This is a genomic window from Sphingomonas sp. (assembly GCF_019635455.1).
Taxonomy (GTDB): Bacteria; Pseudomonadota; Alphaproteobacteria; order Sphingomonadales; family Sphingomonadaceae; genus Sphingomonas.
Window position 1 is genome coordinate 34734 of sequence record NZ_JAHBZJ010000014.1, and the last position, 18371, is coordinate 53104.

The 18371-nt window shown below is 61.3% G+C and carries 20 protein-coding genes and 1 tRNA gene; 13 read left to right on the forward strand and 8 right to left on the reverse strand.

Going from position 1 to position 18371, the window contains the following annotated elements; all coding sequences use genetic code 11:
- Nucleotides 1–10: 10 nt before the first annotated feature.
- Nucleotides 11–1096 carry a branched-chain amino acid aminotransferase gene (locus KF783_RS14945; RefSeq protein WP_294080744.1) on the forward strand — a complete coding sequence of 362 codons (1086 nt, stop codon included), beginning with the start codon at nucleotides 11–13 and terminating at the stop codon, nucleotides 1094–1096.
- A 48-nt stretch (nucleotides 1097–1144) separates the two neighbouring features.
- Nucleotides 1145–1219: transfer RNA gene (locus KF783_RS14950), tRNA-Gln, on the forward strand.
- Nucleotides 1220–1275: 56 nt separating this feature from the next.
- On the opposite strand, the gene KF783_RS14955 is transcribed toward KF783_RS14950, so the two are convergent.
- Nucleotides 1276–2295, reverse strand: coding sequence for a tyrosine-type recombinase/integrase (locus KF783_RS14955; protein ID WP_294080746.1), 1020 nt, complete (start codon nucleotides 2293–2295; stop codon nucleotides 1276–1278).
- A gap of 448 nt (nucleotides 2296–2743) precedes the next feature.
- Between KF783_RS14955 and KF783_RS14960 the strand changes: the two genes are divergently transcribed.
- The 3 genes from KF783_RS14960 to KF783_RS14970 all read left to right on the forward strand — a co-directional run bounded on the left by KF783_RS14960 (nucleotide 2744) and on the right by KF783_RS14970 (nucleotide 6285).
- Nucleotides 2744–3196 carry a hypothetical protein gene (locus tag KF783_RS14960; RefSeq protein WP_294080748.1) on the forward strand — a complete coding sequence of 151 codons (453 nt, stop codon included), beginning with the start codon at nucleotides 2744–2746 and terminating at the stop codon, nucleotides 3194–3196.
- 579 nt (nucleotides 3197–3775) lie between these two features.
- Complete coding sequence (locus KF783_RS14965) at nucleotides 3776–5266, forward strand: FMN-binding glutamate synthase family protein (protein ID WP_294080750.1); 1491 nt, start codon at nucleotides 3776–3778, stop codon at nucleotides 5264–5266.
- 83 nt (nucleotides 5267–5349) lie between these two features.
- On the forward strand, nucleotides 5350–6285 hold the full coding sequence (locus KF783_RS14970) for a DMT family transporter (protein WP_294080752.1): 936 nt from the start codon (nucleotides 5350–5352) through the stop codon (nucleotides 6283–6285).
- Between the two features lie 18 nt (nucleotides 6286–6303).
- On the opposite strand, the gene fixJ is transcribed toward KF783_RS14970, so the two are convergent.
- Nucleotides 6304–6915 (reverse strand): response regulator FixJ, encoded by a 612-nt coding sequence (fixJ, locus tag KF783_RS14975; RefSeq protein ID WP_294080754.1) that lies wholly within the window; start codon nucleotides 6913–6915, stop codon nucleotides 6304–6306.
- Nucleotides 6905–8425 carry a PAS domain-containing sensor histidine kinase gene (locus tag KF783_RS14980; protein WP_294080757.1) on the reverse strand — a complete coding sequence of 507 codons (1521 nt, stop codon included), beginning with the start codon at nucleotides 8423–8425 and terminating at the stop codon, nucleotides 6905–6907. The genes fixJ and KF783_RS14980 overlap by 11 nt, the downstream gene beginning before the upstream one ends.
- A gap of 124 nt (nucleotides 8426–8549) precedes the next feature.
- Between KF783_RS14980 and KF783_RS14985 the strand changes: the two genes are divergently transcribed.
- The 6 genes from KF783_RS14985 (at nucleotide 8550) to KF783_RS15010 (ending at nucleotide 12860) form a co-directional block, all read left to right on the forward strand.
- Nucleotides 8550–9239 carry an alternative oxidase gene (locus KF783_RS14985; RefSeq protein WP_294080758.1) on the forward strand — a complete coding sequence of 230 codons (690 nt, stop codon included), beginning with the start codon at nucleotides 8550–8552 and terminating at the stop codon, nucleotides 9237–9239.
- 54 nt (nucleotides 9240–9293) lie between these two features.
- A complete protein-coding gene (locus KF783_RS14990; RefSeq protein ID WP_294080760.1) occupies nucleotides 9294–9743 on the forward strand; it encodes a globin domain-containing protein in 450 nt (149 codons plus the stop codon).
- A gap of 128 nt (nucleotides 9744–9871) precedes the next feature.
- Nucleotides 9872–10243, forward strand: coding sequence for a group III truncated hemoglobin (locus KF783_RS14995; protein WP_257842958.1), 372 nt, complete (start codon nucleotides 9872–9874; stop codon nucleotides 10241–10243).
- Nucleotides 10240–10539, forward strand: coding sequence for a DUF1971 domain-containing protein (locus tag KF783_RS15000; RefSeq protein ID WP_257842959.1), 300 nt, complete (start codon nucleotides 10240–10242; stop codon nucleotides 10537–10539). The genes KF783_RS14995 and KF783_RS15000 overlap by 4 nt, the downstream gene beginning before the upstream one ends.
- Nucleotides 10540–10768: 229 nt before the next feature.
- Entirely contained in the window at nucleotides 10769–12538 is a 1770-nt protein-coding gene (locus KF783_RS15005; protein WP_294080782.1) for a tetratricopeptide repeat protein, read from the forward strand.
- A gap of 40 nt (nucleotides 12539–12578) precedes the next feature.
- Nucleotides 12579–12860 carry a hypothetical protein gene (locus tag KF783_RS15010; protein WP_294080765.1) on the forward strand — a complete coding sequence of 94 codons (282 nt, stop codon included), beginning with the start codon at nucleotides 12579–12581 and terminating at the stop codon, nucleotides 12858–12860.
- Nucleotides 12861–12996: 136 nt separating this feature from the next.
- Here the strand turns inward: KF783_RS15010 and KF783_RS15015 are convergent, their stop codons facing one another.
- Entirely contained in the window at nucleotides 12997–13539 is a 543-nt protein-coding gene (locus KF783_RS15015; protein ID WP_294080767.1) for a DUF488 domain-containing protein, read from the reverse strand.
- Nucleotides 13532–14338: a MarR family winged helix-turn-helix transcriptional regulator gene (locus KF783_RS15020; RefSeq protein ID WP_294080785.1), complete on the reverse strand. Its 807-nt coding sequence runs from the start codon at nucleotides 14336–14338 to the stop codon at nucleotides 13532–13534. The genes KF783_RS15015 and KF783_RS15020 overlap by 8 nt, the downstream gene beginning before the upstream one ends.
- A gap of 188 nt (nucleotides 14339–14526) precedes the next feature.
- On the opposite strand from KF783_RS15020, the gene KF783_RS15025 reads away from it, so the two are divergent.
- Together KF783_RS15025 and KF783_RS15030 are read left to right on the forward strand one after the other, a co-directional pair.
- On the forward strand, nucleotides 14527–15081 hold the full coding sequence (locus KF783_RS15025) for a uracil-DNA glycosylase family protein (protein WP_294080787.1): 555 nt from the start codon (nucleotides 14527–14529) through the stop codon (nucleotides 15079–15081).
- 69 nt (nucleotides 15082–15150) lie between these two features.
- Nucleotides 15151–15369, forward strand: coding sequence for a hypothetical protein (locus KF783_RS15030; RefSeq protein WP_294080769.1), 219 nt, complete (start codon nucleotides 15151–15153; stop codon nucleotides 15367–15369).
- A 181-nt stretch (nucleotides 15370–15550) separates the two neighbouring features.
- Here KF783_RS15030 and KF783_RS15035 read toward each other — a convergent pair whose 3' ends face one another.
- The 3 genes from KF783_RS15035 to KF783_RS15045 all read right to left on the reverse strand — a co-directional run bounded on the left by KF783_RS15035 (nucleotide 15551) and on the right by KF783_RS15045 (nucleotide 17924).
- Nucleotides 15551–16555 (reverse strand): rod shape-determining protein, encoded by a 1005-nt coding sequence (locus tag KF783_RS15035; protein WP_294080771.1) that lies wholly within the window; start codon nucleotides 16553–16555, stop codon nucleotides 15551–15553.
- 65 nt (nucleotides 16556–16620) lie between these two features.
- Nucleotides 16621–17457, reverse strand: coding sequence for a uroporphyrinogen-III synthase (locus tag KF783_RS15040; RefSeq protein WP_257842967.1), 837 nt, complete (start codon nucleotides 17455–17457; stop codon nucleotides 16621–16623).
- Complete coding sequence (locus KF783_RS15045; RefSeq protein WP_294080776.1) at nucleotides 17442–17924, reverse strand: hypothetical protein; 483 nt, start codon at nucleotides 17922–17924, stop codon at nucleotides 17442–17444. The genes KF783_RS15040 and KF783_RS15045 overlap by 16 nt, the downstream gene beginning before the upstream one ends.
- Nucleotides 17925–18371: the final 447 nt, after the last annotated feature.

The following is an 18371-nucleotide window of genomic DNA, read 5'->3' on the forward strand; positions in this document are numbered from 1 at the left end:
GGAGAGACAGGTGAGCGCGACCTTCGGCTTCGAAGCCCATCCGGCCCCGGTCGAGGCGAACGAGCGGACGCGGCTGCTCGAGAACCCCGGCTTCGGCAAGATCTTCACCGATCACATGGCGATGGTGCGCTGGTCCGACGCGCGTGGCTGGCACGATGCAAAGATCCTGCCCCGTGGCCCGCTCACCCTCGATCCGGCAACCGCGGTGCTGCATTATGCGCAGGAGATTTTCGAGGGGCTCAAGGCCTATCGCCTCGCCGATGGCGCGACCGCGCTGTTCCGGCCGGGTGAGAATGCGCGCCGGTTCCGCGAATCGGCGCAGCGCATGGCGATGCCGGAACTGCCCGACGACCTCTTCATCGGCTCGATCGAGGCGTTGGTGAAGGCCGATCGCGACTGGATTCCGACGATCGAGGGCGGGTCGCTGTACCTGCGCCCCTTCATGTTCGCGAGCGAGGTGTTCCTGGGCGTGAAGCCCGCCGCCGAATATCTCTATCTCGTCCTCGCCTCTCCGGCGGGCGCTTATTTCAAGAGCGGGGCGAAGGCGGTCTCGATCTGGATTTCGCAACATTATACCCGCGCCGCGCCGGGTGGAACCGGCGCCGCCAAGTGCGGCGGCAACTATGCCGCCAGCCTGGTCGCCCAGGCCGAGGCGATCCGGCAGGGATGCGATCAGGTCGTGTTCCTGGACGCTGCCGAGCATCGCTGGGTCGAGGAACTGGGCGGGATGAACCTGTTCTTCGTGTTCGACGACGGCAGCATCGTGACCCCGCCGCTGGGCGGGACGATCCTCCCCGGCATCACCCGCGATTCGCTGCTTCGCCTCGCACGCGAGCAGGGCATTACGGTGCGCGAGGAACCCTATGCCATCGATCAGTGGGAGGCGGACGCACGCAGCGGCAGGCTGGTGGAAACCTTTGCCTGCGGCACCGCGGCCGTCGTCACGCCGGTGGGCAGGGTCATGGGCCGGGACCGCGAATTCACGATCGGGGGCGGTGGCCCGGGACAGGTGACCGAAGCGCTGAAGGCGAAGCTGACCGCGATTCAGCGCGGTGAAGTCGCCGATCCCCATGGCTGGGTCCACCGGTTCGGTTGACCCTTTTCACCGGGCGCGGCGCACTCTAAGGAGCGCCGCATCGCATGCTGGGGCGTAGCCAAGCGGTAAGGCAGCGGTTTTTGGTACCGCCATGCGCTGGTTCGAATCCAGCCGCCCCAGCCAGGAATATCAGTAGCTTACGGTAGAGTTCGGTCCTGTGGGGGCCGATATTCCGCACCTCATTCCGCACTTTCACCTGCTTTTGACTCTAATTTTGCGACCGCAGAATCGCTCAATGTGGCCGTCATCGCGGCGTACGTTTCGATCATTCGATGCACTGTCGTCACGGTCCAGCCCATCATCGCCGCAATCTCGGCGTGTGTGGCGCCCGCCTCTGCGAGCAAGGTGCAGGCGGTTCCGCGAAGGTCGTGGAAGTGCAGGCCATCAAGGCCAGCGGCCAAAATCGCTTTCCGCCAGTTGTGATCGAAGTTCACCATACCCCATGGCTTGCCATTCCGCGCGAGAATGGTCGGCGCGCTTCTCAGTGTGCTGTCGAGCAGCGCCTGAAGCGCGATCGGCACCGGCATGTCGATTTTCCGCTTGCGCTTTCCCTGCACAAGCTGAAGCCGCTTGCGCCCCGGTCGGCGCGCATCATCGACATAGGCGTTCCATTCGAGTTTCAGGAGATCGCCTTTTCGCTGACCTGTCCCGAGTGCGAGCTCAAATGCGAGAAGCAACTCGTAGGGGGCCGCGGCTCTTAACGTGCTGATGTTCTCGGGCAACCAAAGCTTATCCGAGCGATCCGCGCGGTAGACCTTCTTCGGTCTGGTGGCATGGTTGATGGCGACTAGGCCCCGATCTCGGCCCCATTCAAGAATGATCCGCAGAACTCCGAAGACAGCATCTGCTTGCCGTGGCGATGCGACCGCCATCTCATCGCGCCAGCTCAACAACCTGCTACGGATCTTTGGATCTTCAATCGCATCAAGTGGGTACGAGCCCCACTTATTTTCGATGCGGATAATGGCTTTGACATAGTCCGACTTGGTTCGCGGGGCGAGCTTCGACCAGCTTGAACTGCGTTGATAGCCGTTGATGATTTGCTGGAGCGTGCCGACGGTACGAGCCAACCGCGGCGCGGCGATCATGGCCTGATACGAACGCATAAAGGCCGGCGTTCCGGGGCGGAACTCGGCCGTTTCATCGCCTGGGAGGGGCTTAATCGGACCGACACCACGAAGCGTCCAAAAGTCCTTCATGACCCCGCTCGCGAGCCGCTTTCGATTGCGGTAAACGCCAATCAGCCTAACGCGCAAGGCTGGCCTCGAATTGCTCGAGGGCAGAGACGGCTTTCCCTGCGCCCACCGAGCTAATGCCAGCCCTCATATCCAGCACCATGTCATGCTGGCGCAAATCGTAGCGGGTCGTCCCTGCGATAGGGCCAGGAACCAGGCCAAGCGCGCGCCAAATCCTGTAGGTTGACGGTGTGATGTTAAGATAGTCGCAGATCCCTTCCAAGGTCTGGCATCGCCGCTTGGGGTCAAATCGGTTGTTCCGTCCTGTCGCCATGTCACGCCCACATACTGATCGCTCCGCACGTGCCTTGACGCACGAGCGGAACGCATATAAGTTTGCATCCTGAAGCCAATATAAGCCAATCAAATTGGCATCGCAATGCAAATTTGTGGAGTGGCCGTGTCGGGAGCTGTGAGGCAGTTTGTAAAGGACGCCAGCGCTATAACTGAGCGCTGGTATAAGCGGCGGCAACGGGATGCTGACGATCGTCGGGACCCGCCCAATTCACAATTCAAACGCGACGCCTATCGATTGATTCGCTCATACATCGACGCTGGGAAGGAGCGTGTCTTTGAGGATGTTGCTGCGGCGGATGGGCGCCCCAAGCGCCTCGTGACTCAAGCGCGCTCGAACTTATTCAAGCTGGGTTTGGTGGCGATGTTTGCCGACGAGGGGATGCTCTCGGACTCCGATCGCAATGTATACTCAAAGCAGATGCTCTACGCATATCAACACGATGTGCCGCCTCAATTATTGGTGGCGTTTATCGGCTTTGCCGGGTCTCCAGCACGCATTGCTGCAAAACTCGCGTCTGGCGAGCGCGAGCCTGGTTTCGAATTTATAGATCCACCACGCCAACTATGAGAGATTATCAACTCCAGGTGTGTGGGCCGCTATATATGAACGGCCGCAAGTGGGCCGGATGCTGCCTAGCAGCCTTTGTCGGCGAGAACGGCAAAGCTGCCGCGTCGCAAACGACGCTTCGGCAAAGCGCTGATGGCATTGTTTCTGAGCAATGTGTTTCAAAAGGCCGGACTCGAGGACAAGATCGGATATTCTGGCCTACCACTGCAAGTCGAGTAGTTGCTTGACGCTCCAGATGTTTGACGCTCGTCCCCAGCGTGAGCAGGGCTTGAAAGCTCACAGACAAAGCCTCATTACAGTTCGATGATCGTTGTTGATCCTTCAAATGCCATGAGCCCTGGGGGCAGCGGCACGGCGCGACTGCGCCCCTAGGCATGTTCGCCTAGGCAAAGCCGGCGTCGTCGCGCCGCACAAACATACAACCAGAATAATTTCTCGAATGGCGCGGGTACTCCGTGCCTGGAGGCACTCTTGTTTTTCACCCGCTTCACGGCTCACGGCGTCTGCCTTGTGAGCGCCGTTGTCTCATGTCTGTATCTCCCGAATGCTTGGGCCGTGCTCTTGTTCGCAGTAACAGCAGTGTTATCAGCAATCGGTCTGTACGATCTTGCGCAGCCGCTGCACTCGGTCCGCCGCAATTACCCGATCATCGGTCGGCTGCGCTGGTTCTTCGAGGAAATCAGGCCTGAGATCCGGCAGTATCTGATCGAAGGCGACAACGACAAGGCTCCTTTCTCAAGAGCCCAGCGCTCGTTGGTTTACGCGCGTGCAAAGAACGAGAGCAGCGACCGCGCTTTCGGCACGCTCGTCGATGTCTATCAGAATGGCTACGAGTTCATAGCGCACTCGACGCGCCCAGCGCCCGTCGCCGACCCGGCAACCTTCCGGATTCCGATCGGCGGACGTAATGGCGCTCCACCTTACATGGCGTCGATCTTCAATATCTCGGCGATGAGTTTTGGCTCGCTCAGCGCTAACGCGATCCGCGCGCTGAACAAGGGCGCTCGTCTAGGCGGCTTTGCACATGATACCGGGGAAGGGAGCATTAGTCCCTACCATCGGGAACATCGTGGCGACCTTATCTGGGAAATCGGCAGTGGCTATTTCGGTTGCCGGACGGCGGACGGACGCTTCGACCCGGTCCGTTTTACCGAACAGGCCGCTGATCCGCAGATCAAGATGATCGAACTCAAGCTCAGCCAAGGGGCCAAGCCCGGTCATGGCGGCATCCTCCCGGGCGAGAAGGTGACACCCGAGATTGCAGCCACGCGCGGCGTGCCGGTAGGCGAGGACTGTATCTCGCCGGCTCGCCATCGCGAGTTTTCGACACCGCTGGAACTGGTCAAGTTCCTGGGAGAGCTTCGCCGGCTCGCAAGGGGCAAGCCCGTCGGCATGAAGCTGTGCGTCGGTCAGCCCTGGGAATTCATGGGCATGGTCAAGGCGATGCGCGAGACCGGGATCATGCCGGACTATATCGTGGTCGATGGCTCCGAAGGCGGAACAGGCGCCGCGCCAGTCGAATTCGCCGACAACCTCGGCATGCCGATGCGCGAGAGCTTGCTGTTCGTCCACAACACGCTGGTCGGCGCAGGGCTTCGCAAGCGCATCAAGATCGGTGCGGCCGGCAAGATCGTCAGCGCGTTCGATATTGCATCGGTGCTTGCGTTGGGGGCTGACTGGACCAATGCGGGCCGCGGCTTCATGTTCGCGCTTGGCTGCATTCAGTCGCTCTCCTGTCATACGAACCGCTGCCCCGTGGGCGTCGCCACACAGGATCCGATGCGTCAGCGTGCGCTCGTCGTGCCGGACAAGGCCGAGCGCGTCTTCAACTTTCATCGCAATACCATGAAGGCTCTAGCGGAGATGCTCGCTGCGGCAGGCCTGGACCATCCTTCACAGCTTGGTCCTCATCACCTTGTCCGTCGCGTCTCACTGACCGAGATTCGGCTTTTTTCTCAGCTGCACATCTTTCTCGAAGATGGCGAGTTGCTCACGGGATCTCACGACCGGGACTTCTACAGCGCGGCATGGCGGCTGGCGCGCTCGGACAGTTTTGAGCTGGCGCGATGACAGAGCGACACAATCCCGCAGGGCCGGTCGAGCCCTCAGCGCTCGCCGGGACTGGAGCGGCGCGTGTTCCGCCCGGGGCTGCAGTGCAACCTGACCGCAGAAGCCTCTACGAGCGCCGCGCAGGCGTTTTCATTCTGGCGACGCTGTGCTGCTTGCTGTGGGGAAGTGCGTATCCCGCAATCAAGGGTGGCTATGCGATGCTTGGCATCGGCAAAACCGACATTGCGAGCCAAATGCTCTTTGCCGGGTGGCGGTTTACCCTCGCCGGCGCCGGCTTGCTGATCTTCGCTGCTGCGGTGGGTCGTCCGGTGCTCGTCCAGGGCGTCCGCTATGCGGGTCAGCTGACGCTGCTCGGTCTGACCCAAACGGCCATTCAATACGTGTTCTTCTATGTCGGCCTGGCGCACGCAACCGGCGTCAAGTCGTCGATCATGAACGCCACGGGCGTCTTTTTCAGCGTCGCGCTGGCGCACTTAATTTACGCCGATGACCGCATGAGCAGTCGTAAAGCGCTCGGCTGCCTCATCGGCTTTCTGGGCGTGATCGTTGTCAACGTCGGCGGAAACAACGAGCTTGGTCTGGACTTTACCCTGCTGGGCGAAGGCTTTGTCGTCATTGCCGCCTTCGTGCTGGCGGCCGCCTCCATCTACGGCAAGCGGCTATCGCAATCACTCGATCCGATGGTCATGACCGGTTGGCAGCTGCTGGTCGGTGGCGTTTTGCTTACCGTTTCAGGGACAGTCTTTGGCGGGCACATCGATTACCTGGACTTCCGATCCGGCGCGCTGCTGACTTATCTTGTCGTGCTGTCGTCTGTGGCGTTCGCGATCTGGAGTTTGTTGCTTAAGCATAACCCGGTGGGTCTGATCGCCGCATTCAACTTCCTTGTGCCTGTGTTCGGCGTCGGCCTCTCGGCGGCATTTCTCGGCGAATCCATTTGGCATTGGAAAAACCTGGCGGCTCTGGTCATGGTGTGCGGCGGCATATGGCTCGTCACGCGTGCGCCAAAGCCGGCCTGAGTCCCCGAGCCCTCGCGATCAGCCGAGCCGCGCGGTGGTCACCATGCGCACAAGGTCAGATAATGTTTTCGCCTGCATCTTGAGCATCACGTTGGCGCGATAGACCTCGACCGTGCGCGCGCTGATACCGAGGTCGAAGGCAATCGCTTTGTTTGCGTCGCCGCGCGCCAGCCCTTCCATCACCTCGCGCTCGCGGCCACTCAGCGATGCGATGCGGTCCAGCACCTGTTGTCGTTCGGCGTGCGAAGCCGCGCTATCAGCTTGCCGGGCAAGCGCCTTGCGGATCGAGGCCAGCATGACCTCGTCGTCGAACGGCTTTTCGATAAAGTCGGCGACCCCGGCATGCATAGCCTGGATCGCCAGCGGGACATCGGCATGGCCGGTGATGACGATGACTGGCACGCTGGCGCCGCGCCGCGTCATCTCTTCGACCAGTTCTATCCCGCTGCGCCCCGGCATGCGCACATCGGTGACAATACACGCCCCCGCCAATGGCGGCGACGCGGCGAGGAAGGCATCGGCGGAGGGGAATGTGCGGACGCGGATTTCCGCGCAATCGAGCAGGAACTCGAGCGAATGCCGGGCCGCCTCGTCGTCGTCGATTACATAGACCATGGGGTCAGTCGCCATCATACAGCTCCTCTTGCCCGACGCGCCGCAGCGTCAATCCAAACACTGCCCCGCCGCCCTCACGCGCCGCCGCCCAGATGTGGCCGCCATGCGCCTCAACGATGGTGCGCGAGATTGATAGGCCGACCCCCATACCGGTCCGCTTGGTCGTGACGAACGGCTGGAACAAGCGTTCGGCGATTTCCGGATCAATTCCGGGACCTGTGTCAGCCACCGTCACCTCCGCCATATCGTCCTCTGCCGCCGAAATGGTGATGGTCAGCTCGCGCACGGCGCCGTCCCCCGCAGTCATCGCATCGACCCCGTTACGCACGAGATTGAGCAGCACCTGCTGGATTTGCACCTTGTCTGCCAGCACGAGATCGATTTCCGGGCTGAAAGAATAGCGCACGCGGATACCCTGCTCCTTCACCCCGATCAGCGCCAGCGCGCTCGCCTCCTCGACCAGCTTTGGCAGGCTTTCGACTGAGCGCTCGGTCTCGCCGCGCGCGACGAATTCGCGCAGTCGGCGGATGATATCGCCCGCGCGCAACGCCTGTTCGCTGGCGCGCTCGACGGCGTCGCTCACCCGCTCGACCGGCACTTCGTCCCGCGCCAACAACCTGCGGCTGCCCTTGAGGTAATTGGCGATCGCCGATAACGGCTGATTGAGCTCGTGCGCCAGCGCCGAGGCCATTTCCCCCAGCGCGGTCAGCCGCGAGACATGCACCAGCTCGGCCTGCAATTCCTGGAGACGCGTCTCGGCCTGCTGCCGTTCGGTCAAGTCGCGAATGAACCCGGTGAAGTGGCGCTGGCCACTGACCCGCATCTCCCCCACCGCAAGCTCGAGCGGAAAGGTCGAGCCGTCCTTGCGGACGCCGACCACGACGCGACCCTTGCCGATGATGCGCTTTTCGCCAGTCTCGTAGTAGCGAGCGAGATAGCCGTCGTGCGCGCTGCGATACGGATCGGGCATCAGCAGGCTGACGTTGCGGCCATGCACCTCGTCGGCCTCCCAGCCGAACATGCGCGTCGCCGCCGGACTGAAGTCGCGGATCAGTCCCGCTTCGTCGATCACCACGATTGCGTCGGGTACAGTGTCGAGCAGCGAGCGTAGATGCGCTTCGCGCCGTGCCAGTCCCTCGGTCACGCGCTCGGCTTCGGCCCGCGCGCGCTGAAACCACTCGCCGCCCAGCGCAATTGCAGCGCCGATCACGACGAACGCGCCCGGGGCGATCCAGCTGCCCGCCCCGACCGGTCCGATCATCCGGTCGCACCATAGGCCGACGGCCGCGCCCGCGACGCTCGCCGCGAAGCCCGTTCGCAGACCGCTGAGCGCGCTCGCCAGTACCACGGCAGGCACGAAGAAGATGTAGGTCGCGCGCTGCCCGAGCTCTGCGGCGAAGGTGACCCGCACCCCCGCCCCCAAGGCGACGGCGATCGCCGCCATCGCCAACGTCACCAGCAGCGGCGGCGTGGGGATGATGGTGTGGCGCAGGGAAAGGCGCTTTTCGGTCACAACGCCTTTCATGCCGCGTGGTCGTGCCGAACGCCACCTCCGTCAACCTACGTAGGGACATGATCTGAATTTCGGCGCGTCCGTCATGGGCTTAGTTCGGCGTCACACCAAACGCAGATTGAACCGGAGACCGACCATGACCCCGCCCTATATCGACCTCGGCGTCCATCATCAGCCCAAGGGTCTGTCCGATCGCATCGCCTACAGTTTCACCAAGCTGCTGCGCTGGACCGCCGACACATTCTTTGCCGAGCGCTATGGCCATCGCGCCGTGGTTCTGGAAACGGTCGCTGCGGTCCCCGGCATGGTCGGCGCCACCATCACGCACTTGTCCTGTCTGCGCCGCATCTGCGACGACAAGGGCTGGATCCGCACCTTGATGGACGAAGCCGAAAATGAGCGTATGCATTTGATGACGTTCATCGAAATCTCGAAGCCCACCTTGTTCGAGCGTGCGGTGATCATCGGCGTGCAGTGGGTGTTCTACCTGTTCTTTTTCGGTCTCTACCTCGTGAGCTCGAAGACCGCACATCGTGTCGTCGGGTACTTCGAAGAAGAAGCGGTCATCAGCTATACCCACTACCTGGCCGAAATAGACGAGGGCCGCAGTCCGAACGTGCCCGCACCGCAGATCGCGAAGGACTATTGGAACTTGCCCGAGGACGCGACGCTACGCGATGTGGTGCTGGTGGTCCGCGCCGATGAGGCGCACCACCGCGACGTCAATCATGGTTTCGCCAACGAGCTTGCCGGTCTGCCGAGCGGTCCCGTCGCCGACTGCCCGCCGCACGTCGCACTCGAGCCGATTTGGAAAAAGGCGGCCTGAACCTATCGGGGCGCTGCCATCCGCGCCCCGTTCCCCTGTCGTTGGAGTATCTTGATGCGCACTGTCTCGACTGAAACCATGACGATCGTCAAAGCCACCGCGCCTGCACTGGAAAAGCACGGTCTCGCAATCACCACGGCAATGTATCGACGCCTGTTCGAAAATCCCGAGCTCAAAGCAATGTTCGATCAGGCCGCGCAAATCAGTGGGGAGCAGCCCCGACGTCTGGCCGGAGCGATCCTGGCCTACGCGAAGAACATCGACAAGCTGAACAATCTCGGCAGCGCGGTCGAGCGCATGGTGCTTCGGCACGTGCAAACTGGAGTCAAACCCGAACACTATCCGCACGTCGCCGCAGCGCTGCTTCCGGCCATCCGCGAAGTGCTTGGCGAGGCGATCGCGACCGACACCGTGCTGGCCGCCTGGGGCGAAGCCTACTGGATGCTTGCCGACATCCTCATCGCAGCTGAGGTGCAAGCGTACGAACGCGCGCAGGCCGCGTGAGTCCCGCGCAGCGATACGCCGATGTGGAAAAACGCGGCCTGATCTGCGGGACGTGTTCCCCCGCCACGCCATTCGTGATTTGGAGCATAGCATAGCGGTACAGTCGGCAACGTCACCGGAGAGTAATTATGATTACGGAAGAGGACATAGAGCGGCTGGTGCCTACCTTCTACGAAAAGGTGCGGGCTGACCCGGTCTTGGGGCCGATCTTCGATGGCGCAGTCGCTGACTGGCCCCACCACCTCGATCGGCTCAAGGCGTTCTGGTCGTCGGTGATGCTGACGAGCGGCCGCTACAAAGGGCACCCGATGGCTGTACATTTGCGTCACGCGGACGCGATGACGCACGCCAACTTCGCGCACTGGCTGGCGCTGTGGAAGACCACGACAAACGACCTCCTCGATCCCGAGACGGCCGCAAAATTCCAGTCGAAGGCTGAGACGATCGCCGAGAGCCTGCAACTCGGCGTGCACTATGCGCGCGATCGGAGTGTCAAATGAGGATTGGCCCACCGCCCGACGCTGTCCCATACAAGCGCACGCCGTCCTTCACCGAGGAGAACGTGCCGGCAGGCCTTCTGGCAGATCACGATACTAAGGAAGGAACGTGGGGCCTGATCGTCGTCGAGAAAGGGCAGCTCCGCTATATTGTGGACGACCCGAGGAGACCCCGATCCGAGCGCATCCTCACGCCCGACACAGATCCCGGCGTGGTCGAACCTACCGTTCGGCACCGGGTGGCACCTTTAGGTGTCGTGCGATTCCACGTCGAGTTCCTCCGAATACCGACACCCTGACCGGTCCAGACCCAGCGCAGACAACCCGCATTTACCGTCGTTGACCAAGTCGCCTGCCACAGACATTTGATGGATCGGTAAGACAGCGCTCACGGCGTTAGTGGGACGGTGCAACCGAGATTGTCCGTTGCCATGCGTTGCGACCAGGATTTACGATTCCCTGCCGATGTTTCGTTGCCTTCGCATGGTGGCCAGCATGTCCTATCTACCTCCAGTAACTGCTGTGCTGATGCTGCTGGGCGGTCATTCAAACCGCGCGGAAGAGGTAGACATGCAATGGCCTGTCCCTGCTGAGGCATCCGCCGCGTATGACCTTGGTGACAAAGCCACCGCGCATGTCATCGTCGAGCAAACCATTGCCCGATGTCGCATTGAGGCGACCCGGCCCGCGTTATGCATCGAACTGATGCTGATCTCATCGACGATTGGATCTGATCGGAAGACCAATGAGGCGCGCTCTAGGGAAGCACTAATGCTGGCGCGTGGCGATCCACCGCAATCACCCGCCCTGATTGCGATCGCCGAAGCACAGCTTGCCAGTATCCTCGATCGTGACGGTGCCAGCGAAGAGGCGGCCGCGCTATGGCGGAGCGCCTATAATTTCAACAGGACCGACCCGGCCAAGAAGTTTGAGGCATGGGCGGCAGCGTCAATGGCTGCGGCGCATCTGACGGGCCTCGGCCGACCGGCGGAAGCCGAGCCGCTTCTTCGTGAGGCGCTCCCCCTGAGCATTGCCGCAACCGGACCACAGTCCGAAAGCACGATCACGGCATTGATGCAGCTTGCGGGCAATCTTGAAAACGCACAACCGCGCGAAGCCGAGGCGCTGTATCGCAAAGCGCTGACGGCCAGTCTGGCACTCTATGGTAAGGAACATGCCAAAACGGCTGACGCCTGTAATTCGCTCGCCGTCATTCTGTATCGCGTCGCGGAATACCGGGAAGCCGAGGAACTGGCCCTTCAAGCGTTGGCACTTCGAGAAAAGCTGTTTGGCCTCTCCAGCACGGAAGTGGCCGTAACCGTCGGCAATCTGGGCGCGATCTTGGCGGGGGCGGGGCGTTACGCCGATGCCGACGGCCCGCTACGAAGAGCGCTTGCCATTCGTGAGGAGCAGCGCGCGGGTGTCGCGCTGGAATCAGCGTTGATTCACGCCGGGGACAACCTTGTAAACCTTGGCAACTACCGCGATGCCGAGCCATTGCTTCGCAGGGCTTTGGAGCTTCGAATTGCGCGTGCAGGTCCGTCCGATCCGGACACTGCGACCGCGCAGGAAGCGCTGGCCATCGCGCTCCGCAACTTGCGCCGATATGACCAGGCCATTGCGTTGCTTCGCGCTGCAGTCGATGTCAAAACGCAAAGGTTGGGGGCCGATCACAGCGATGTTGGCTATGCGCTCAACAATATTGCGGTGACGCTGGATGCCCTGGGTCGGTTCGGCGAGGCTGAAGCGGCCTATCGACGCGCGGTTGAGATCGGTCGAAAGGGCTTTGGCGCGGACAGCCCCATAACTGCGTTATGGCTCCAGAATCTCGCGACCAATCTCGACGAGCAGCGCCGGTTCCCGGAAGCGGAACCCTATTATCGCGAAGCGCTTGATATTCAGAAGCGTTTGTTCGGCGCAGACCACATCGATGTTGCGCAGACATACAACAACCTGGCCACGAATCTGCAATCGCAGGGGCGGCTGGCCGAGGCAATCGATGCTGCGCGTTCGGCAGCCCGGATGACGGCGGCAGTCGCCGGACCGGCCCATCCGCGCCGTATCCTGTACGAACTCAATCTTGGCGCGATGCTGACCTATCAGGGTCGAGACCTTGTACGAGCCCGTGCATATCTGCGATCGGCGCAGCTTGGTATCGGACAGCGGATTGCGTTGACGCGCGAGTTTGACGAGACGGCACGGAGCGACCTTGCCTATTATCGGCCTGCCTACACCAATGAAGTGCGCGCGGCTTGGTACCTAACTGAGGTGGTCCAAGAAAATTCGACAGGTCGCTAAGCTAAACCCGACGGAAGGATGGACGGCAACAAAAAGGAAAATGGAGCGCTCTGTCGCGGATTCCAATGCGAAAGTGACGCAGGATGCTATCCGGGACGATCTGAAACTGGCGAAACTCGCTGCGAAGCACGGCGTGCATCACAGGATGATCGCGGCGTGGAAGCGGCAGACGATCGAAGGGATGTCAGCGATGTTCTCGGGCGCGGGTGATACGACCAGGACGGCGAGCGACGCGGAAGTGGAAAAGCTGCCCGTCGAGATCGAGCGGTTGCTGGTGGACCGAATTTTCAGCGAAGGCCTCTGGTCGGTGGGCATGGCGTAGAAGCAGGCGTGGGTCGATTATACTCACCATGACCGGCTGGCGGGTATCTAGATTTCAGCGAAAGGGCAGTCCCATGAGCACGGGCGCGCAGCTTACCGTCGCGCAGCGGCACGGAAGCATAAGATGCGTGCGACGATCACTTGGATGTGACGGCGGGGTAGCGGATCCGGTTATCCGACGCGAACGCGCCTTGAGTCATCGTCGCCAGCGTGACGGTGTTATGCCCCATGAGATGGAGCACGGTGCGCCCCTCGAACAGCAGATAGTCCGCCACGATGCGGCGATGGCATCGCCACCAGACAGCCTCCGCGCACATGATCGCTGTCGGACGCTCAGCTGCGTCGTTAAGAAGGGTCGCTAATCCGTCTCGGAATGGAGGGGTAAGAGCGTAATCAGCGTAGTTGTGGAAACTTTGATTCCGCCACAAACCGTTGATCTCCGGCTCGACCTCGGACTTCTTGCGAAGCCCGCCCAGCTCCGCGATCCGCTTGTGTCCGATCTGATAGGGTTCAAGTTCTGCCCCAAGCACGTCGAGATTGTATTTCGGATTGGTGCGTGAGCGTGGCACCGTGCGAATGTCCACGACGAGCTGAACGCCCCCGGCTCGCAGCAGGGTTACGAACTCAGGGATCGTCCTCGTCGAATGCCCGATCGTATAGATGGGAAGCGCTTCAGACATCGGACCTTCCTAACGCAATCGGTTCCGGACGCCGATCGCCAGCGTCTAATCCCTCTATCAGCGCCTCAAGCATGGGCCGCAGACGCTTGAGCTCCTCACGATGCGAATGCGCCAGCGTTGCGATGATCCTTGATCCCATCCGCGATATCGAGACGTCTACCCGGCGGCCATCGACATCCGACTTGAATCGGACCACCAATCCGGCCGCTTCCAGACGACTGAGCAATTCGCTTGCGCTATGGGGTGCCAAAAGCATCTGTTCGGCAAGCTCTCCCACCGAGAGCTGCCCGTTCGGTGCAGCACGAAGCGACAGCAACACCTGATACTGCTGCGCTGTTAAGCCAACTTCCGCAGCGGCCTTTTCGCTGAACCGCAGAAAGCGGCGCAAGTTGCGTCTGAACGCTGCCAACACGGCATAGTCGCCGTCGGAAAACGCATTGTCATCCAAGTAGTTGGAAACTCCTGAGTTTAACGAATGCAATTGTCGATCGCCCGCAGTCTCATTGCCAACGAACAAAGCGCCTAGAACGTGTTGAGTGTCCCATTCGTCCGGACTGATTGAATGTTGTTCGGAGAGGACGCCGGTCCCCCTCGAACCACCTGCAGCGGCCTCGGCGATGACAACCGCGACACGATGTTGATCGCTTTCCAACGCCACCTGTTCCCAGGGACACGAGCTCGGATGCGTTTCCCGCCATATGCGGCTTGCCAGCCGGTCGATATCAGCAGGACTGGGCTCGATGTCACCAGCAATGCAGTTGGCTAAAACCGACCAATCCGATGCTTTTTCGGCAGCCATATTGCTCACCTACAGTATATCGCTAAGGCCATCGGCAGCGGCCTGAGCTAGCGCCCCGTCCCGTCATTAGTGGATTTATGTCGTGATCCGATATATATCTCCTGGCGCTATCTTGCGCAAGGGGTTGGAACATTATGCTGGGTCGAGGAAGCCTCCAGGACTTGGCATCGCCGAACTTCGCTCGTTTGATGGAGGAGGTTCGAGCATGCACGGCATGCGCAGCGCAATTGCCCTTGGGCGCGAGGCCGATTTTTCAACTCTCACCTCGCGCCCGACTGCTGATTGCAAGCCAGGCGCCCGGGACACATGCGCATCGGAGTGGCCGGCCGTTTTCCGATGCGTCTGGCGATCAGCTCCGGCGATGGATGGATGTTACGGATGCGAAGTTCTATAATCCGGAGTTAGTTGCGATCCTTCCAATGGCTCTGTGCTATCCGGGCCGTGCCCGCAGCGGCGACGCTCCACCGCGGCCGGAATGCGCGGAATTATGGCGCGATCGGTTGCTACAGCAGCTTCCCGAAATCGAGCTGACGCTACTCGTGGGCACCTACGCGCAGGATCATGTGTTGGGCGCGGGACGCATGACCGACCGCGTGCGGAACTTCGACACTTACCTCCCACAATATCTTCCGCTGCCGCATCCATCCTGGCGCTCTCGAGGATGGATGACGCGCAATCCATGGTTCGAGGCGGATGTTCTTCCCGAAGTGCGCAGACGGGTTGCTAAAGTGTTTCGCCGGTGAATGGTCCGCAGAATCGAGGCGCGACCTTACCTCACATGCTGAGATCTAGCCGGACAAGGAGGGAGCGAGATGGAGGAGGAGACTGCCCGCTTCCGATGCATCGGAGACGACGGCACGCCGTTGATCGTGATCAAGTTTCGGCACTCCCTGACGATGCAAGGGAAACGCGGACACCGCACATTTCCCGGTGCGGTTCGATTGGCGCTCTCGACTGGTGAGGGGGTTCGCTACATCGCCCCAGACCTCTTTGAGGTGGTCGATACCGGTGAACTCCTGCACCGGCTGTAATCGGCGATGTTGTTTGATCATGGCGCCGGGGCGCGACAGGCGGTGTCGGAAGCCCGAGAACTCAGGCCTGGCCGTGACGGGAACATCGCCGGTTCAGGCCACCCAGGCAGGACTACCCAGTTCAGCCGCCGCGGACTGCTTGACGAATTTCGCACCGGGATCGAACACAGAAAGCTATAGACTAATTCAGCATAACGGCCAATCCGCGCGCCACCGCGCGCTGCGGTGCATCCATCACCCTGACGGAAATCCCTGTCGAGCGCTGAATACGTTCGGCCACTAGCGCAGTCATAGCAGCGCCGCCTGTCAGCGAAATCCCGTCGTCGAGGATCCCAGATACCAGATCAGGCTGGGTTGCCGCGAAAGCGCCTCGCACGGCTGATGCGATCTCATCGGCGTGTCTCTCGACAATGGGTCGAAGCTCCTCGACGTCGAGCGCGAGGACGCGCGGCAGACCGTTCCTCATGTCCAGACCCTTGACCTCAACATAAGAGCGTCCGGGCGACATCAGCGCTTCCGATAACGCGATCTTCAGCGCCTCGGCGGTCGACTGGCCGATATTGAACTGCTTGCGCAGATGAAGATGATGGACCAGGGCAGCGTCCACCGCATCCCCGCCGCCCCGCACCGATCGTGAGATGCAGATCCCGCCAAGCGAAATCACGACGATGTCGGTCAAGCCAGCGCCACAGTCGACGATCATCCGGCCGCGGGCTTCAGCCACGTCCAGTCCAGACCCGATGGCCGCAAGCATCGGATCGGCGAGGCGCATCGGCTCGGCAAGCCCAGCATCGTGCGCGGCGCGACCCAGCGCGCGACGTTCGGCCTGTGTTGCGTCCGTTGGCACGCCGATGACCACACGAGAGGCTCGCAGCCTCCTTTTGGGCGTCAGCGGTTTTAGCGCGAACTTCAGCAACTCGCATGTTGCCCTTACATCCACCAAGACCCCGTTTCGCAACGGCCGAACGGTTCGCAGGCGATTGACTTCACGGCCGATCATCGGTTGCGCGTCGGCCCCAACGGCGAACAGCTTGCCGTCGGGTCCGACCGAGCCATCAAAGCAGCACACCGACGGCTGCTCGAATATCACGCCTCCAGCCTTGTCAACGACCAGAGTGTTGGCGGTGCCAAGATCGATGGCGAAGTCCGGCTTCTTCTTTGCCCACGAGAGTGCTTCTTCGAACATGGGTCACCTTGTGTTGGGGAGAGCCCCAATAAGGTCAACGCCCGGGGTCCGTCGAGGCCGATGGTTCAAGCGGCGGGGGGCGGATCCGTTTTCGGCCCATCATCCTCGCCAGGCAGATCCGGGTTGTCGTTGGCTGGCTGCCAGGGAGCGGAGGCGAACGTTCGTCTGGTTGCGGCCGAAACGGCGCGCAGCGATGCGCGACACGGCATTCTAATCACTCGGTCCTGACGGACCATCTCGATCAGCGCTGCCTCGTTGGGACGGGATGAAAAGTGCAACCGGATTCCCGGCAAATCCGTCAACCGCAGCGCGCATGCCTCCGATAGGCACCAGACATTTCCTCGCCATGAGGTTCCCGCCAAGACGCGTGCGACTCGCTCCGCTGCCCGTGGTGAGTGGACCAAAATACCGTCGATCGACGGCAGCTCTGTCCTCACTTGCAGCAACCAGCGTATCGCAACGGCCTGCGCGGTGTAGACGATCCGACGTTCCACCAGGTAGCCAAAGCGCCGGAGGAATCCCTTGAGGTCCCCAGCCGTTTCGCGCGCGCCAAAGTGAACTATGCGGGCAGGCGGAGCCAGGTCATTCAAGATCAGTCGTTGCAGGTCTCGAACGTCGCCACCGGCAGAACGGACGTCGGAATACCCTGCATCCCGAGCGGCGCCAGCGGTAGCGTCCCCAACTACGAACACAGGTAAAGCCTTGTATTGCGCGCGAGCGGCATGGTGCCGAACACCATTCATGCTGGTGAACACGATGGCGTCCGGAAGCAGATCAGGCTGCTCGGTCGAGAACGGTCGCACACCGAGCACCGGCACGCTTACAACGTCATGCCCGAGAGCTTGTAGACGGGCCGCCGTGGAGCGATTGTCCGGCTCGGTTCGGGTCACCCAAATGCGCATGGCTTTCCCATCCTCAAAAGCGGCGAGATTGGGCGCTGGCGAGAGAGGCTTGGCGATGTGATCGTCAGCACGCGCACCTCTACCAATCGTCCTCGCTCCATCGGCCAAAGCAGCGATTGATCTGGTCGAAGGCCCAGCAACGCGGCCCCAAAACGGGTTCCAACGCCAAGGCGACGCTCACTGACGTCAGTTCCGTGCACCAATGTTGCGTGCAATGTTCGGCCTTGGACCGAGTAGACTAGGTCGCTTCCACATCGCGCGAGCGTTTCGTCGTTTTGAGCATCGGGTATTCGCGACATCGCCAGTTTCGCCGAAAGCAGACGCGCGACCAGTTCATCATCCATGTTCAAGACGACGCCACGCAGATAACGAGCATTGCCAGCATCGATCTCGACATCGAGATCCTTGTGAAGCGCGGTCCAGATGTGAACTAGCGAGTCGATGACGGAGGGACAGATAGCATTCACGTCTAACCCTCCCTAATGAACCGTGTTGGTCGCGCTGCGACGCGCCTTTGCCAGCTCCGCAACACTGCTCGCCAATGCACGCGCGCGTGGGAAGACTTTCCTGTCCATCTCCTGGAAATCAGGATCCGAACACACGAACCTAAATCCTCCGGGAACGCGAATGGCGATCCCTACAACCCGATGGTCGGCCTCGACCACGAACCTGTCCATTTGAACCTCCGCGCACGATCGCGGCCAGACCCAAGTCGGCGCATGCGATCGGAAATCACGATTCCAGCTCGAGCTGGGGAAGGTGCCCTAGGTCAGCCTGCAGCTGGCAGGTTCAGCCCAGGGCAGGCAGGCGCTCGGTGCTGCTGCCGGGATGCACTTCGACGTGCCGGATCAGGACCTGCGAGGACATGTGCCAATCATGGCCCATTCAGACGCAAAGTCAAACACAGCGGGCAG